18 protein-coding genes and 1 other RNA gene are annotated in these 16,328 nt (G+C 54.5%); 16 read left to right on the plus strand and 3 right to left on the minus strand.

The window, feature by feature from the left end; all coding sequences use genetic code 11:
• The first annotated feature begins 17 nt into the window (after positions 1-17).
• The 9 genes from ACRBCU_RS17305 (at position 18) to ACRBCU_RS17345 (ending at position 7,830) form a co-directional block, all read left to right on the plus strand.
• Positions 18-896, plus strand: coding sequence for a lysophospholipid acyltransferase family protein (locus tag ACRBCU_RS17305; RefSeq protein WP_431366645.1), 879 nt, complete (start codon positions 18-20; stop codon positions 894-896).
• Between the two features lie 30 nt (positions 897-926).
• Positions 927-1,739 (plus strand): glutamate racemase, encoded by an 813-nt coding sequence (locus tag ACRBCU_RS17310; RefSeq protein ID WP_431366646.1) that lies wholly within the window; start codon positions 927-929, stop codon positions 1,737-1,739.
• Positions 1,740-1,772: 33 nt separating this feature from the next.
• On the plus strand, positions 1,773-2,801 hold the full coding sequence (gene argC, locus ACRBCU_RS17315) for an N-acetyl-gamma-glutamyl-phosphate reductase (protein WP_431366647.1): 1,029 nt from the start codon (positions 1,773-1,775) through the stop codon (positions 2,799-2,801).
• A gap of 24 nt (positions 2,802-2,825) precedes the next feature.
• On the plus strand, positions 2,826-3,269 hold the full coding sequence (ccmE, locus tag ACRBCU_RS17320) for a cytochrome c maturation protein CcmE (RefSeq protein ID WP_431366681.1): 444 nt from the start codon (positions 2,826-2,828) through the stop codon (positions 3,267-3,269).
• A gap of 74 nt (positions 3,270-3,343) precedes the next feature.
• Entirely contained in the window at positions 3,344-3,964 is a 621-nt protein-coding gene (locus ACRBCU_RS17325; protein ID WP_431366648.1) for a holin-associated N-acetylmuramidase, read from the plus strand.
• Positions 3,955-4,530: a holin family protein gene (locus ACRBCU_RS17330; protein WP_431366649.1), complete on the plus strand. Its 576-nt coding sequence runs from the start codon at positions 3,955-3,957 to the stop codon at positions 4,528-4,530. The genes ACRBCU_RS17325 and ACRBCU_RS17330 overlap by 10 nt, the downstream gene beginning before the upstream one ends.
• A 75-nt stretch (positions 4,531-4,605) precedes the next feature.
• Positions 4,606-6,564 (plus strand): heme lyase CcmF/NrfE family subunit, encoded by a 1,959-nt coding sequence (locus ACRBCU_RS17335; protein WP_431366650.1) that lies wholly within the window; start codon positions 4,606-4,608, stop codon positions 6,562-6,564.
• A complete protein-coding gene (locus ACRBCU_RS17340) occupies positions 6,564-7,022 on the plus strand; it encodes a cytochrome c-type biogenesis protein (protein ID WP_431366682.1) in 459 nt (152 codons plus the stop codon). Before ACRBCU_RS17335 ends, ACRBCU_RS17340 begins: the two co-directional genes overlap by 1 nt.
• A gap of 31 nt (positions 7,023-7,053) precedes the next feature.
• A complete protein-coding gene (locus ACRBCU_RS17345; protein WP_431366651.1) occupies positions 7,054-7,830 on the plus strand; it encodes an enoyl-CoA hydratase-related protein in 777 nt (258 codons plus the stop codon).
• A gap of 90 nt (positions 7,831-7,920) precedes the next feature.
• Here ACRBCU_RS17345 and ssrA read toward each other — a convergent pair.
• Both ssrA and ACRBCU_RS17355 read right to left on the minus strand, forming a co-directional pair.
• Positions 7,921-8,271, minus strand: a transfer-messenger RNA (tmRNA) gene (gene ssrA, locus ACRBCU_RS17350).
• 50 nt (positions 8,272-8,321) lie between these two features.
• Entirely contained in the window at positions 8,322-9,050 is a 729-nt protein-coding gene (locus ACRBCU_RS17355) for a FadR/GntR family transcriptional regulator (protein ID WP_431366652.1), read from the minus strand.
• Between the two features lie 84 nt (positions 9,051-9,134).
• On the opposite strand from ACRBCU_RS17355, the gene ACRBCU_RS17360 reads away from it, so the two are divergent.
• From ACRBCU_RS17360 to ACRBCU_RS17390, 7 genes are all read left to right on the plus strand, one after another.
• A complete protein-coding gene (locus ACRBCU_RS17360) occupies positions 9,135-9,872 on the plus strand; it encodes a DUF2182 domain-containing protein (RefSeq protein WP_431366683.1) in 738 nt (245 codons plus the stop codon).
• A gap of 14 nt (positions 9,873-9,886) precedes the next feature.
• Entirely contained in the window at positions 9,887-10,525 is a 639-nt protein-coding gene (locus ACRBCU_RS17365; RefSeq protein ID WP_431366653.1) for a DUF1326 domain-containing protein, read from the plus strand.
• Positions 10,525-11,034: a DinB family protein gene (locus tag ACRBCU_RS17370; protein WP_431366654.1), complete on the plus strand. Its 510-nt coding sequence runs from the start codon at positions 10,525-10,527 to the stop codon at positions 11,032-11,034. Before ACRBCU_RS17365 ends, ACRBCU_RS17370 begins: the two co-directional genes overlap by 1 nt.
• A 5-nt stretch (positions 11,035-11,039) precedes the next feature.
• Complete coding sequence (locus ACRBCU_RS17375; protein ID WP_431366655.1) at positions 11,040-12,143, plus strand: dimethylsulfoniopropionate demethylase; 1,104 nt, start codon at positions 11,040-11,042, stop codon at positions 12,141-12,143.
• Positions 12,144-12,207: 64 nt separating this feature from the next.
• Positions 12,208-13,191: an acryloyl-CoA reductase gene (acuI, locus tag ACRBCU_RS17380; protein WP_431366656.1), complete on the plus strand. Its 984-nt coding sequence runs from the start codon at positions 12,208-12,210 to the stop codon at positions 13,189-13,191.
• A gap of 214 nt (positions 13,192-13,405) precedes the next feature.
• Entirely contained in the window at positions 13,406-13,888 is a 483-nt protein-coding gene (locus ACRBCU_RS17385) for an N-acetyltransferase family protein (protein WP_431366657.1), read from the plus strand.
• A gap of 36 nt (positions 13,889-13,924) precedes the next feature.
• Entirely contained in the window at positions 13,925-14,341 is a 417-nt protein-coding gene (locus ACRBCU_RS17390) for an HIT family protein (protein ID WP_431366658.1), read from the plus strand.
• A 92-nt stretch (positions 14,342-14,433) separates the two neighbouring features.
• Here ACRBCU_RS17390 and ACRBCU_RS17395 read toward each other — a convergent pair whose 3' ends face one another.
• Complete coding sequence (locus ACRBCU_RS17395; protein WP_431366659.1) at positions 14,434-16,227, minus strand: BCCT family transporter; 1,794 nt, start codon at positions 16,225-16,227, stop codon at positions 14,434-14,436.
• Between the last annotated feature and the right edge of the window lie 101 nt (positions 16,228-16,328).

Genomic DNA, 16,328 nt, shown 5'->3' on the forward strand with positions numbered 1-16,328 from the left:
AATCCAAGAGCGAAGCTATGCGCCAGAACCTTGCTAGAGAAATCTCATATTCCCATTCCGCTCAAACTCGGACGGGGCGGGCGATGATCCGCGCGATGGAAAATTCAACAGGTCGCATCGGCTTGATCAAACGCGCCAAAGGCTATGAAACCGAAGTCGCCAATGGGGGTGATTTTTGGGAGATCATGGCGCAAAGATACGGGCTTTCGCTCGATATAATTGCGGGATCGCTGGATAATATTCCCCAAAAGGGGCCTTTGATCCTGATTGCCAACCATCCCTATGGTATTTTGGATGGGCTTGTGATGGGGTTGATCCTCGCACGCACCCGCGGTGATTTTCGTATTATGGCGAATAATGTGTTTCAAAAAGCCGAGGCCCTGAACCGCATCATCCTGCCGATTTCCTTTGATCAGGACAAAGAGGCGGTGCGGCAAAATCTGCAAACGCGCAAAACGGCGCTCGAGTATCTGGGCAATGACGGAGCAATCGGCATTTTTCCAGGGGGCACGGTGTCGACGGCTGCAAAACCAATGGGTCTGCCGCTAGACCCTAGCTGGCGCGCGTTTACGGCCCGTATGGTGAGCAAGTCGAATGCGACGGTTGTTCCGATCTATTTTGACGGACACACCAGTCGAATGTTTCAAATCGCAAGTCATTTACATGCGACTTTGCGGCTTGGACTGTTGATTAAAGAGTTCAAAAAACGGGTCGATAGCCCTGTACGTTTGGTCATAGGAAAACCAATAGATCGCAGCGAATTGGACGCGCGTTCAAAAGACGCGCGCGAAATGATGGATTTCCTGCGACGATCCACGTATGAGCTGTCACCAAAGCCCCTTGACGCAACGCGCCTTGGGCATGAGTTTGAAGAAAACCACAAAGCGCAGCGATAAATTCTGCGTCCAAGTGGCGGAGGAATTGAGATGGCAATCGGTATTTTTGACAGTGGTTTAGGCGGATTAACCGTCCTGGATGCCGCGCGCGCACGTTTGCCTGACATGCCTTTTGTGTATTTCGCAGACAGTGCGCATGCACCCTACGGTGTACGCGATTCCGAGGATATTTATCAGCTTACCAAATCCGCTGTAGAGTATCTGTGGAACAACGGTTGCGATTTGGTGATCTTGGCCTGCAATACGGCGTCTGCTGCCGCTTTGCGCCGTATGCAAGAAGCAGGCGTGCCCGAAGGCAAACGCGTGCTTGGTGTTTTCGTGCCTCTGATTGAAGCGCTGACAGAACGCGAATGGGGCGACAACTCTCCACCGCGCGAAGTGAATGTGAAAGAGGTGGCGTTGTTTGCAACCCCCGCAACTGTTGCAAGCCGCGCGTTCCAGCGCGAGCTTGCCTTTCGCGCGATCGGTGTCGACGTCGAAGCGCAGGCCTGCGGCGGCGTTGTCGATGCGATTGAAGATGGGGATATGATTTTGGCCGAAGCTCTTGTGCGCAGCCATGTCGAGGCGCTCAAACGCAAGATGCCAAAGCCGCAAGCGGCAATTTTGGGCTGCACTCATTACCCGCTTATGCAAACGCAGTTCCAAGAAGCGCTGGGACAAGACGTAAGCGTTTATTCTCAAGCCAATCTTGTCGCGGAGAGCCTTGCGGATTACATCATTCGACGACCAAGTTTGATTGGATCGGGCAAGACCCATCGCTATTTCACCAGCGGTGATCCTGCCCGTGTGAGCGATCGGGCAACCCAATTTATGCGACGAGAAATCTCTTTTGAAAAAATCTAACTCAAAAGACATTTCTTAAGAAAGAAAAATGACATGACACAGAATATCGCAATCCTAGGTGCGTCCGGTTATACGGGCGCGGAGCTTATCCGGCTGATTGCCACCCACCCGAGCATGCAGATCAAAGCGCTTTCGGGTGAGCGTAAAGCAGGTCAACCGCTTGGCACCGTGTTCCCGCACTTGCGCCACTTGGATTTGCCAGATTTGGTAAAGATCGCGGATATTGATTTCGCCGACATTGATCTGGCGTTTTGCGCGTTGCCGCATAAGACCAGCCAAGAGGTGATCTCTGCGTTACCGCGTGATCTGAAGGTTGTGGACCTTTCCGCAGATTTTCGTTTGCGCGATCCAGAGGCTTATGCCGAGTGGTACGGCAACCCCCATAGCGCCGTCGATATTCAAGGCGAGGCCGTCTATGGTCTGACCGAATTTTACCGCGATGAAATTGCAAATGCGCGGCTAGTCGCTGGCACGGGCTGCAATGCGGCGACGGGGCAATTCTTGCTGCGTCCGCTGATTGCGGCCGGTGTGATCGGGCTTGATGATATCATTCTTGATCTGAAATGCGCTGTTTCTGGCGCGGGGCGGAGCCTGAAAGAAAACCTGCTGCATGCAGAGCTGTCCGAGGGCACCAATGCCTATGCCGTTGGCGGCACGCACCGCCATTTGGGCGAGTTTGACCAGGAATTTTCAGCGATCGCAGGGCGGGAGGTCAAAATCCAGTTCACCCCGCATTTGATCCCCGCGAACCGCGGTATTCTGGCGACGGGTTATGTATCGGGCGATGCGCAAGCGATCCATGAGACGCTCGTGGCGCAGTACAAGGATGAGCCTTTCATCGAGGTTCTGCCCTTTGGTGAAACGCCAAGCACGCATCACGTGCGCGGATCGAACTTTTGCCATATCGGAGTGACAGGGGATCGTATCGACGGGCGCGCCATCGTGGTGGCTGCGCTGGATAACCTGACAAAAGGTAGCAGCGGGCAAGCCTTGCAGAACGCCAATCTGATGTTAGGTCTACCTGAAACAACGGGGCTCATGTTGGCCCCTTGTTTCCCTTAAGCAGCTGGAGACGTTCCAATGGCAATGACAGGACTAAAGAAAAAGCGCCGCATCCAAGTGGTTGCTGTAGCCGTTGTTGCATTGGCACTTTCAACGGCACTGATTGGCTATGCGATGCGCGACGGGATTAATTTCTTTCGCGCACCGAGCCAGATCATTGCCGAACCTCCCGGCCCAACAGAAGTCTTTCGCATTGGCGGTTTGGTTTCCGAGGGGTCTATCGAGCGCGGAGTCGGTGAAGAAATTCGCTTTTCCGTAACCGATGGCGGCGCGACAATTCCCGTTTCTTTCACTGGTGTTCTACCGGACCTGTTTGAAGAAAATCAGGGCATGGTCGGCACGGGTCGTTACATTGATGGTGTCTTTCAAGCCTCTGAAATATTGGCGAAACACGACGAAACCTACATGCCGAAGGAAGTTGTGGATGCTTTGAAAGAGCAGGGCGTTTACCAAGACCCCGACGCCTAAACGCACGCAGCTCTAAGCCTTCATTAACCACAGAGCGCCACTCTGCCTCGCATAACCAAAACGGGGTGCTTGGGATGCTGATCAGTGAAGATGTGCGTGCAATTGCTGAAGAAATCGTACAGCGCGAGGGCGGATATGTAAACGATCCCGACGATCCGGGCGGCGCGACCAATCATGGCGTGACGATCCACACGATGCGCCGACTTGGGCTTGATTTGAACGAAGATGGCCGCGTCAATAACGCGGATGTGCGCCAATTGAGCCGCGCGCAGGCCATAGACATCTTCATCGCGCACTATTTTGAAAAACCCAAAATTTCCCAACTGCCCGAAGCGTTGCACGCCAGCGTGTTTGACATGAATGTAAATGCGGGCAGCAACGGAGTTAAAATTCTGCAACGCCTTGTCTCTAAAATGGGATTTGAGTGTCGCGCGGATGGGGCAATCGGCCCGATGACTATTGCGGCTGTTGCGCGCGCGTTTGATGTGGCTCCGCACCATCTGGCAGATGCCTATGCGATTGAGCGGCGCAATTACTATTTTCGCCTCGCAGATAAGCGCGCCGCAAGCCGCAAGTACGCGCGCACGCGGGCAGGGGGAAAAGGCGGCTGGATTCGCCGGGCAGAGGCCTTCATGTCGAAAAAGTACCACCTCACATCGAAGCAGTTTCAACAAAGGATCGCACAATGGGCTTGATAGATCGCCTTTTCGGTATGGTGTTTGGCAACGGTGGCAACCTGGTTGCGCAAACCGCTGAAGTCTTTCGAGAGAACGCTGAAAAAAGCGCTGTGCGCGAGGTTGCTATGCGCAGCGACGCCTTGGCGCAATATGCGCAAGAATTTGCGTTGCAACGGCGTGGCCTTTTTGATCGTTTGATGGATGCTGTGAATCGTCTGCCACGCCCTGCGATGGCGCTTGGAACGCTTGGCCTATTTGCCGCTGCGATGATTGATCCCATTTGGTTTGCGGCGCGGATGCAGGGGATTGCGCTGGTGCCAGAGCCGCTTTGGTGGCTTTTAGGTGCTATTGTGTCGTTTTATTTCGGGGCGCGGCATCAGTTGAAGAACCAGCAATTTCAAAAGCAAGTGGCCGCGTCCTTGGCCATCACGCCAACGGTTATGCGCAATCTTGAAGCGTTAAACGCGATGAAGCCTGTTTCCGGTCAGAAACAAGCAAAACGTGTTGAGCCCGCGCTCACAAAGCCCGAGCTGTCCTTTCCACAGAACGCAGCGTTGCAAGATTGGGCGCAAAGCCAGCACTAACCCCGCGACAATGTGAACCGTCGCCGTGTGTGAAAACCATTGGCGGCGGGCAGGGCGCAGACTATACCCGACTTCATGATTACAGAACTCGGACATTTCGCTCTCATCCTCGCCTTTCTGATCGCCATTGTGCAAACAGTGGTGCCGCTCATTGGCGCGCATAAACATTGGTACGGCTGGATGGCCGTGGCAGAACCTGCGGCCAAGATGCAATTCCTGTTTACCGCATTTGCCTTTGCCGCGCTCACCTATGCGTTCGTAACCTCTGATTTCTCGTTGCGTCTTGTCTGGCTCAACTCGCATTCGGCCAAGCCGATGCTCTATAAAATAAGCGGCGTTTGGGGCAATCACGAAGGCTCGATGTTGCTTTGGGTATTGATCGTGACACTGTTCGGGGCTTGCGCCGCTTGGTTCGGCGGCAACCTTCCCCCAACCTTGCGCGCGCGCGTTTTAGGGGTTCAAGCCTCAATCGCTGTGGCCTTCTTCGCCTTTATCCTCTTCACCTCCAACCCGTTTTTGCGCCTCGCGGTTCCGCCCTTTGATGGGCAAGATTTGAACCCGCTGTTGCAAGACCCGGGTTTGGCCTTTCACCCTCCGTTCTTGTATCTCGGCTATGTTGGCTTATCGATGGCGTTTTCTTTCGCTGTAGCTGCCCTGCTTGAAGGGCGCGTTGATGCCGCGTGGGCGCGCTGGGTGCGTCCTTGGACGTTGGCCGCGTGGATTTTCTTATCCATCGGTATCGGTCTGGGGTCATGGTGGGCTTATTATGAGCTTGGCTGGGGGGGATTCTGGTTCTGGGATCCGGTTGAAAATGCATCCTTCATGCCTTGGCTCTTGGCCGCGGCTTTGCTCCATTCCGCAATTGTTGTCGAAAAACGCGAAAGCCTGAAAAGCTGGACAATCCTGCTCGCAATTCTAGCGTTTGGCTTTTCGTTGATCGGCACATTCATCGTGCGATCGGGATTGCTGACCTCGGTCCATGCTTTTGCCAACGATCCAGAGCGCGGCGTTTTCATCCTGATGATCCTCGCGTTCTTTACAGGCGGGGCGCTCACGCTCTTCGCTGCGCGTGCATCAAGCATGGAAGCCAAAGGTGTCTTTAGCGTGGTCAGCCGTGAAAGCGCGCTTGTGGCCAACAACGTATTGCTTGCAGTGGCCTGTTTCGTTGTCTTTGTCGGTACGCTTTGGCCCATGTTTGCAGAGATGTTCTGGGATAGAAAACTCTCCGTCGGTGCGCCATTCTTTAACATGGCCTTTACCCCCTTCATGGTGATCTTGGGGCTGATCATGCCTGTTGGATCGGTCTTGGCATGGAAACGTGGCAAACTCGGACGCGCTGCCTATCAAATGCGCTATGCCTTTGTTTTGGCGCTTGCCTTGGCACTTCTGGTCTGGGCAATGCAAACGGGCCGTAGTTTGCTTGGTCCTGTTGGCCTGTTTCTCGGCGCTTGGATGGTGTTTGGCGCTATCGTGGATATCTGGATGCGCGCGCAGCGCACTTGGGCACGGGTTTTCCGCCTTCCGCGTGCAGACTGGGGCAAATCTATCGCGCATGCGGGCCTTGGCGTGACGATGTTCGGGATCGCAGGCCTAATGGCATGGGAAGTCGAAGATATTCGCGTCGCAAAACTGAACGAGCCTTTCACTGTCGGCGCCTTTGAAATTGAACTGACGGGTGTGAACCGGGTGCAGGGACCGAACTATTTCTCGACCATGGGCGACGTGATTTTGCGCTCCAAAGGCAAAGAAATCGCGGTTCTTAATCCGGAAAAACGCAATTATCCGGTTGCGAAAATGCCAACGACCGAAGCCGCTATCGATTACCGTTTCTTGCGCGATGTCTATGTGGTGATTGGCGATCCGCAAGAAGGGGGCGGCTGGACGCTGCGCACCTATATCAAGCCGCTGGCCAATTGGATTTGGGCTGGGGTGTTGCTGATGGCCCTTGGTGGATTGTTTAGTCTCTCTGATCGCCGTTTTCGCGTCGCAGCGGGCGCGAGCAAACGTCGCAAACAGGTGGTAGCTGCGGAATGATGAGAAAAGCGTTCTTTGCTTTAATGCTCGTGTTGGCATTGCCCGTCGCGGCTGTGGAGCCAGATGAAATCCTGAGTGATCCAGCGCTTGAAGCGCGCGCGCGCGAGCTGTCAAAAGGGCTGCGATGCCTCGTGTGCCAAAACGAATCTATTGATGAAAGTAACGCGGCGCTTGCGCGCGATCTGCGCATTCTGGTGCGCGCAAGATTGCTCGCTGGTGATAGCGATGACGAAGCGATTGCTTTTATCGTCGACAGATATGGCGAATATGTACTGCTTCGACCCACCGTCACAGGTTCCAATTGGTTGCTTTGGGCGGCGGGTCCGCTCATGTTGCTCTTGGCTGGCGGTGTTGGGTACAGCTACCTTCGCCGCCGCGCGAGACTGCCTGAAAGCAAGGTCGACGCGCTTAGCGAAACAGAAAAGAATAGATTGGCAGAGTTGCTTGGAGATAAGTAAACGCGCGCCGAATTGAGACACGGGGATATTCATGGACTATCAAACCATCACGTACCGCTTGGCGGACAATATCGCGACCATCACCTTGAACCGACCCGACGTTATGAATGCGCTTAGCACGCAAATGCGCGCAGAAATCACGGACGCGGTGATTACAGGTGGACGCGAAGCGCGCTGCGTCGTGCTCACAGGGGCAGGGCGCGCCTTCTGTTCTGGGCAGGATCTCGGTGATCGTGCAAGCGCTGCAAATATAGATCTGGAGCGCACGTTGCGGGACGAATATCAACCCATGCTGAACGCGATTACAGATTGCCCTGTACCCACGATCAGCGCAGTGAATGGCGCGGCTGCGGGGGCTGGCGCAAATCTCGCACTTGGCGCGGATGTGGTCATTGCCACCGAAAGCGCGTTCTTTATGCAAGCCTTCACGAAGATCGGCCTTATCCCCGATGCAGGTGGCACATATTTCATGCCGCGCCAAATGGGCATGGCCAAAGCGATGGGAGCCGCGCTCTTTGCGGATAAGATCACCGCAACGCAGGCAGAAAAATGGGGTATGATCTGGGAAGTGGTCGCTGATGATGACTTCGCAGATACTTGGAAAGCCCGCGCTGCACATTTAGCAAACGGACCAACAGTTGCATTTGCAGAAGCGAAAGCTGCCATTCGCGCATCTTTCGAGAACTCACTGGAAGATCAACTCGCGCTGGAAGCCAAACTGCAAGGTAAATGCGGCAAAACCCGCGACTTCAAAGAGGGCGTGCTTGCGTTCCTTGATAAACGCACAGCTGATTTTGAGGGGCGGTAACCGCCCTTCTTTGGTCCCTAAATATCTTGGGGGAGGCTCGGCATGCCGAGACGGGGGCAAAGCCCCAAACGAAAATGCAAAAGAAGTGGAAGTGCAGGTTTCTGTTGCCAGGTACCTGCGAACCCCGCCCTAAGTCGCTAAACCTAGGGAGTTAAGTTTCAGAAGCTGAAACTGCTTACGCAGCCATCGCTACTGGAGCACGATTGTCATTTGCAATTGTACAAGTTTCGCCGATAACGGTGGCAGACAGCCGAAACAAAGCTAACCCCTTTAGACGTTCGTCGATCCTATTTCGACCCCCTCCGCCGTCAAATGAACGGGTGTTTGGTGGAGTCGCCGGGTACCGCCCCCGGGTCCGAACCGCTTATTACGAGCGCGTTTATGTCCATAGTTCTTGCGAACAGGCTTAATATAGGAAGGCTGTGATACTTTGCCAAGGTGCCATTTTCTTCTGCGAAGAAAATGAAGAAAAAATTCTTCGCAGAAGAATTTTATCCAGCATCCTTTTGGGTCGCTATTTGTTTGGCGAGGGATACTGTGTATTCCGCGAGCTCACCGAGGATGTTTTCAATGCCAGCGCCGTCGCCTGCTTCGCAAAAGTCGGCGATTTGCTCATGCAACGCGATGATCGTCTCGCGCGAACGGGCAGTAAAGGTGATCATGTTCATCAACGGCTGCATCGCTTCTACCGCGCCAGCAAGTTGATAAGACAACACAGGATTTCCCGCCCCATCGACCAATGCGCGATGGAACGCAACGTCACTTGCGCACCAACCTTCGTCCGATAGCCCGGGCTGTGATTGTCGGAAAATCTCTGTTCGCATCGTTGCCAAATGATCCGCAGTTCTTCGCTGGGCCGCCAACGGAGCACAGGCGCGCTCAAGAGCAAAGCGCGCTTCACAGGCGGTTTCAAAGCTGACTGCATTCATCGAGAGCAATAGTGTCGAGGTGGTTATTTGCTGCCCATAGGCCTCTTCAAAACTGAGGCGATTGACAAAAGCGCCGCCAAAAGCCCCTCGCTGGGTTCGGATCAGGCTTTGCGCGGCGAGGCGTTTCAGGGCTTCGCGGACCGTCGCACGCGAGACTTCGAATTGCTCGGAAAGCTCGGCTTCTGAGGGGAGGCGTTCATCTACGATCAACGCACCGCTGACGATCGCATCGCGGATTGCTTTAGCGATCTGTGCGGAGAGGTCGGCTTTGGACTTTGGATCAATTTTCATTTGTCAGACGTTTAAATGTCTGACATTAATTTTGCAACCTTTGAGTCGAAAGTTTGCAACATGTTCTTTGATCGCATCAGGGCAATGGCCCCGCCACATTGGATCGCGCTGTTCGCGTTGATCCTTGCTGCGTGGTCTGTCCTCTATGCGATGGCGTTGCCAGCAGAGCTACGCAGTATGAGCCGTCTTTATGGTGCAGAATTTTGGGCGTCTTTGTGCGTGGTAACACCAGATGCGGCAGGTTTCGCGCGGATCACGTTGATGTGGGTGTTGATGTCCGCAGCAATGATGGCGCCGACTGCGCTTCCTGCCTTTGCGACCTATGATGATTTGGCGAAATCGCAGGCCGAAACAAGGTTTTCAGGGCTTGTTTCTGGCTACCTTATTGTTTGGATAGGGTTTTCGATCATCGCTGCTGGCGCGCAAATGGCGCTGTTTCAAGCTGGATTACTCGATCCACTGGGCCAAAGCCTGTCCGGCGCGCTCTCGGGCCTGCTTTTGATCGGGGCAGGGCTCTATCAGTTTTCGCCAATGAAAGAGGCCTGTCTGAGCAAATGCCGCAGGCCCTTTACGTTCTTCATGCAGCACTGGGATGAAGGAGCGCTGCGCAATGGGTTGCGCCTCGGAGCGGTTTGCATCGGCTGTTGCTGGGCGCTGATGCTTTTGGCCTTTGTCGGCGGCGTGATGAACATCGCCTTCATGGGGCTCGCAACCCTTATCATGGTTTTCGAAAAGCTGCCCGAACTGGGACGCTTTATCACTCGCCCCCTTGGCGTTTTGCTCTGCCTCGCAGGCCTAACGCTCTTGATCATGACATTTTAACACAGGAGACGCTCATGGCACTGGACGCAAACTCACAAGTTGGAACGATACCTTGGAACATCAAAGGTGAACTCATTTTGAACTGTAACTGCACAGTGTTTTGCCCCTGTGTTGTGAGCCTTGGTCAACATCCTCCCACCGAAGGGCATTGCCAAGCGTGGTCTGGCATTCGCATTGATGAAGGTGAATACGGCGGCACGAGCCTCTCAGGTCTTAACGTTGGGCTTTTCCTTGAAATCCCGGGCAATATGGGACGCGGAAACTGGAAAGCAGCGGCCTTTATTGATGAGCGCGCGGACGATGATCAATACGAAGCGCTGGTTAACATCTTCTCAGGTGCGGCGCGTGGAACGACGGGCCTCTTTGGCTTGCTCGTTGGTGAATTCCTTGGCGCTGAACGTGCGCCTGTGGTCTTTGAAACCGAAGGCAAAGAACGCCGCTTGATGGTTGGCAAGAAAATCAAAGGCTCCGTTGTTCCAGTCGAAGGTAAAGACGGCAAGGACATCGTTGTCACCAATACCGAATACTGGATGGGTCCAGACATCACCGTTGCAAAAGCCATCCAAGGCCGTGTGCGCGCCTTTGGCCGTGTTTGGGACTTTGATGGACGCTCTGCGGAAATCTGCCAAATTGACTGGAAGGGACCCAAGTGATGATAACTCCTGAATATTGTGCCTTGATGGCGCGCTATAATTCTTGGCAAAACGCGGAGCTGAGCACGTCCTTGGAGAACTTAAGCGACGCAGACCTGCGGGCTGATCGCGGTGCTTTCTTTGGCTCGATATTCAGGACAATTAATCATTTGCTCTGGGGTGATACGCTTTGGATTTCACGTTTTGACGGCGGGCAGGGACCTGCGGAAACTGATCTGAGCAAAACTGATACAACAGATACAACTGCGACCCTCGCCGAATGGACTTTGGCGCGGGGCGCTATGGATCGGCGCATCTTGGATTGGGCAAACTCGACTAAGCCAGAAGATCTCTCGGGTGATTTGACTTGGTATTCGGGGTCCATTCAAAGCGAAATCAGCAAGCCGCGCGCCATGTGCATTGTGCAGTTTTTCAATCATCAAACCCATCACCGTGGGCAGGTCCACGCCATGCTCGGCGCGGCTGGCGCGCCGATGTATACAACTGACGTTCCTTTTTTGCCGGAGTAACGCCGATGGCTCTTATCTCTCCTTCACGCCGCCTGCGCCGAACTCCCTTTTCCGACGGTGTCGAAGCCGCGGGCGTCAAAGCTTACACGGTTTACAATCGTATGCTCTTGCCGACGGTTTTCCGCTCGGTTCAAGAGGATTACCACCACCTAAAATCGGCGGTGCAGGTTTGGGATGTGGCGGTTGAGCGGCAGGTTGAATTGCGCGGCCCTGATGCGGGGCGCTTGATGCAAATGCTGACGCCGCGCGATCTGCGCAAGATGAACACCGGTCAATGCTATTACGTGCCGATCGTGGATGAAACGGGCGGCATGTTGAACGATCCTGTGGCGGTGAAGCTGGCTGAAGATCGCTGGTGGATTTCGATTGCTGACAGTGATTTGCTGCTTTGGGTCAAGGGCATCGCCTATGGGTATCGCTTGGACGTGCTTGTGGATGAGCCAGATGTTTCCCCTTTGGCGGTGCAAGGGCCAAAAGCTGAGGAGTTGATGGCGCGCGTCTTCGGAGATGGTGTGAAAGAGATCAAATTCTTTCGCTATGGCCTGTTTGAATTTCTGGGTCGTCAACTGGTAGTGGCGCGTTCGGGATATTCCAAACAGGGAGGCTTTGAGATTTACGTTGAGGACGGAAGTCTTGGCATGCCGCTGTGGAATGCACTGATGGAAGCGGGCAAGGACTTGGACGTTCATGCTGGATGCCCCAACCTGATCGAGCGGATCGAAGGCGGGTTGCTCAGCTACGGCAATGACATGAATGACGACAACACGCCGCATGAATGTGGGCTTGGCAAGTTTTGCAACACTAACACCGCCATCGGCTGTGTTGGCCGTGATGCGCTCTTGCGGGTGGCCAAAGAGGGACCCGTCAAACAGTTGCGCCCGATTGAAATACACGGCGATGCGGTGCCGCCCTGTGACCAGCTCTGGCCGTTGATGGACGGGGATCGCCAAGTGGGAACGGTTAGCTCTGCCGCCTATAGCCCTGATTTTGCAACGAATGTTGCGATTGGCATGGTGCGCATGACCCATTGGGATGCAGGGAGCGAGTTGGATGTCGTAACGCCAAAGGGTGTACAGCCCGTCACGGTTTGGGAGACGTTTTGGATTTGATGGTGAGGCTGGGGACCAGCCCCCAGACCCCCGAAGTTTACTTAGGAAAATGAAGGACGAAGAGATGTTTAATGCACTTGTTGTGAACAAGGATGATGAAGGAAAAACCAGCGCGGCGGTCACGCAAATCGGTCTGGATGATCTACCAGCGGGCGATGTGACAGTTGCGGTGGAATATTCCACGGTGAACTACAAAGACGGGCTGTGCATCGGGCCGGGCGGCGGTTTGGTGCGCAAGTATCCACATGTGCCGGGCATTGATTTTGCGGGCACTGTCGAGGCATCGGACGATCCGCGATACAAAGCGGGCGACAAAGTTGTTTTGACCGGCTGGCGCGTGGGCGAGGCGCATTGGGGCGGGTATTCCCAAAAGGCGCGGGTGAAAGCCGATTGGTTGGTGCCGCTTCCAAAAGGACTTGATACGCGCCAAGCCATGGCTGTTGGCACTGCAGGTTTTACCGCGATGCTTGCGGTCATGGCGCTAGAGGATCACGGGATCAAAGACGGGCCTGTCTTGGTGACAGGCGCGGCGGGCGGCGTTGGTTCTGTCGCAACGGCGATTTTGGCCCATCTCGGTCATAAAGTTGCCGCTGTTACAGGGCGCCCTGAAACGGCAGACTATCTCACATCGCTTGGCGCGAGCCAGATTGTTGCGCGAGAAGAGCTGAATGAAACTGTGAAACGCCCGCTTGAGGGGGAAACATGGGGTGGCTGCGTTGATGCGGTCGGCGGTGAGATGTTGGCGCGCGTTCTGGGTCAGATGGAATACGGCGCGTCCGTTTCTGCGGTCGGCCTCGCTGGCGGCGCTGGATTGCCTGCGACGGTCATTCCGTTCCTGTTGCGCGGAGTTAACCTTTTGGGGATCGACAGTGTGATGCAGCCCTATGACAATCGCCTACGCGCTTGGGAGCGGATCGCGAAAGATCTGCCGATGGATAAGCTTGATGCAATGGTGCAACCGGCTGTCTTGTCTGACCTGCCACAGTTGGGTCGCGATATCCTTAAGGGGCAAGTCAAAGGACGCGTTGTGGTCGACGTAAACGCTTAAGGCAGGATCGCAAGATCGCAGGCACCGACCTTGCGCGGTGCCTGCGATTGCCCTAAACAAGCGCCATGGTACAGATGCACAAAATGAATTCGTTTTATCGCTTTGCTTTATAGCAGGGCGGATCATTTGCATTTGAACATGTTTGAAACCGCCCCAAGGGGCGGTTTTTTTATGTGTGAATGACGCGGCTCTTGGGAAAACTGAGAGAGATGAAATGAGTCATATTACCACCCGAATTGCGCGTGCGCAGGACGCACCTGACATCACGAAGATGATTTCAGAGCTTGCCGCTATTCATAATGACATTGCCGAAATAACGACGGAAGATTTGGTGTTTCTTTGCTTTGGCCCTGCGCCATGGCTCACCTTGATTGTCGCTGAAAACGACGGCGTACTTCGCGGATACGCAGCGGTGCAACGCGGGGTCCAGCTTCAATTTGCGCGGCGTTTTCTAGACGTGCAGCATCTTTATGTTGCGCAAGATGCGCGTAGGATGGGGGTCGGGCGGGCCTTAATGGATGCGGCTGACAGCCATGCGGCCTTGCATCGCTGCGTGGGGCTGTCGCTGGGCGTAATGGCGCAAAACGCAGAGGCACAAGCCTTCTACCGCGCTCTAGGCTTTGAGCCGCGCCAGCGCTCGAATGCTGTGAAATTGGTGCGTGCCTTGGGCTTGCAGAGCGCTGGCGCTGCACCTTAAAGTTCACCCAACAGATAAATCCCAATGAGGCCCACTATGAGTTACGATCCAGACAATATTTTTGCGAAAATCCTGCGTGGGGAGATCCCCAGTTTCAAAGTCTATGAGGACGATGAAACCTATTGTTTCATGGATATCATGCCGCGCAGCGATGGGCATTGTCTGGTTATCCCGAAAACCCCGTGCCGCAATATTCTAGATGCAAGCGAGGCGCAGCTGGCGGCCTGTATGGCGACGGTCAAGAAAGTTGCGAATGCGGCCAAAACTGCTTTTGGCGCGGATGGGATCACATTGCAGCAGTTTTCCGAAACCGCAGGTGGGCAAGAGGTGTTCCATCTGCATTTTCATGTTCACCCGCGCCATGAAGGCGTTTCTTTGCGTGCGCCCGGCGTGATGGGGGATATGGAGCAGATCAAAGCGCATGCCGAGGCCATTTCTGCGGCGATTGGCTGATGTGGGACTGAGGCTCTGCCTCAGACTCCGAGATATTTGAAGACCAAAGAAAAGAACGGGGCGCGCATATATACCGCGCCCCGTTTTGTTTGTTAGGCTTTGTCGCGTTTGCTGTCGCGGTAAAGCGCTTTGCTAAGGGCGATCATCATCAGGCCCATGACCATGGTGAACGGCAAGGCACCGATGATCATCGCATTGCGCAATGCATCCATCGGGTTGTTATCTCCTGCCGCGAGCAGCAATGCGCCAATCACAAGCGTCAAGATAATCCCCCAGACAATGCGATGCTTGATGCCTGTTTCTTGAGAGCCGCCAGACATAATGGTGTTCATCACCAAAATGCCGGAATCCGCGGATGTCACAAGGAAGGTCATAATCAGTACAACGCACATGATCGTAATTGCCGACAAGAAACCACCTGAGATCATTTCACCCAGTGTGACAAAGAGCTTGGCGGTATTAGATGCGCCGATGATTGCGCCCTCTGCGCCGCCCGTAAGCTCTAGATCGATTGCGGTTCCCCCAAGGATGGTCATCCATGCGAAGCAGACCAAGGCAGGTGCAAAGACGCAGCCGATGATGAATTCGCGCACCGAGCGACCCTTGGAGATACGGGCGAGGAACAATCCAACGAAAGGTGAGAATGCGATCCACCACGCCCAGTAAAAGGTCGTCCAGCCTGATTGCCAGCCAAACTGTCGGCCTTGCTCACCTGCTGCATAGGCGGCTTGCAACACCTCGTCAGGCAATGCAGCCGCGTCACCATCCAAACCTGATTTGAAGCCGTCAAAAGAGCCCCATGCATTGGTTGCGCCGCTGTGCAGAGCATCTGCAAAAGGCGCTGCTGCTTCTGGCAGGTTCGCTGCGAAGGCTGTTGCCGATTGCGGGCTATAAGCGCCAAAGCTCATTTGAACGAAGTTAAGCACATAGTCGATAAACGCCGAGACATATGTGGACATCGCAAAGACAAACGAGCCAAAGATCACAAAGGTCATAAGCAGGATCAAAGACAGGACCAAGTTCAGGTTGGAGAGATATTTTACCCCGCGCCCAACGCCTGAAACCGCCGAAATGATCGACAGCGACATGATGACCAGAAGCCCTGCAATCAGGCCCACCTTGCCGGGGGCAGGTGCGTCACCGCTCATGTCCATCATCCATTCCATACCAGTGATCGCGTAGACGCCGTCAATGAACTGACTGACACCAAATCCGATGGTCACCGAAACGCCCAAGATCGTGGCAACCACGCCAAGCACGTCAACCACATGGCCAAGAAAGCCGTTCATTGCAGAGCCAAAGAGCGGCGTCAAAGCAGAGCGGATCGTAAGGGGCATGTCGCGGGTGTAGGCGTAATAGGCAAGGCTGAGACCGGTTACGACGTAAATCGCCCAAGCGTGAAACCCATAGTGCAGATAGGTGTAGCGATAAGCTGATTGAAGCGCCTCTTCGGTGTTTCCTGCGACTGCGCCGGACACCACGACTGGATTAGAGCCCCAAAGGCCAAGCGGTTCAGCCGTCGCAAAGACCATCAATCCGACGCCAAGGCCTGCGCCGAACATCATCGAGAACCAAGAGAAGTTTGAAAACTCTGGCCGCTCTCCAGGGGTGCCCATGATGCGGCGTCCAGTAGAGGGAAGAATGGCGACGATCGCCAGAAAGAAAAAGAAAAGGCCAACAATGACGATATAAAAGCTGTTGAACCCTTTCAGCAGCAGTGAATTTAAGCTGCCAAGGGTGCTATTTGCATTGGCAGGAAATACCAAGGCCCAAAGAACCAGCGCCACCATGACGCTTTTGGATATCAGGGCAATGGGCAGGCTATTTCCATGGTAAAAGCCACCGTCGGCTTTTTTGATGTCGAGTTCGGTAAATGGCGGTCGCATTGGACGCCTCCTCCGTTGTTGTGAGTGGTGATTTTTTGATCACCCTGCTTGAAATAGTGGCAGTTTTGAAAAGGAGGGGTGGCGTTTGCCCGTCATTTCTA

It is taken from the genome of Planktotalea sp. (assembly GCF_050633725.1).
Lineage (GTDB): Bacteria > Pseudomonadota > Alphaproteobacteria > Rhodobacterales > Rhodobacteraceae > Planktotalea.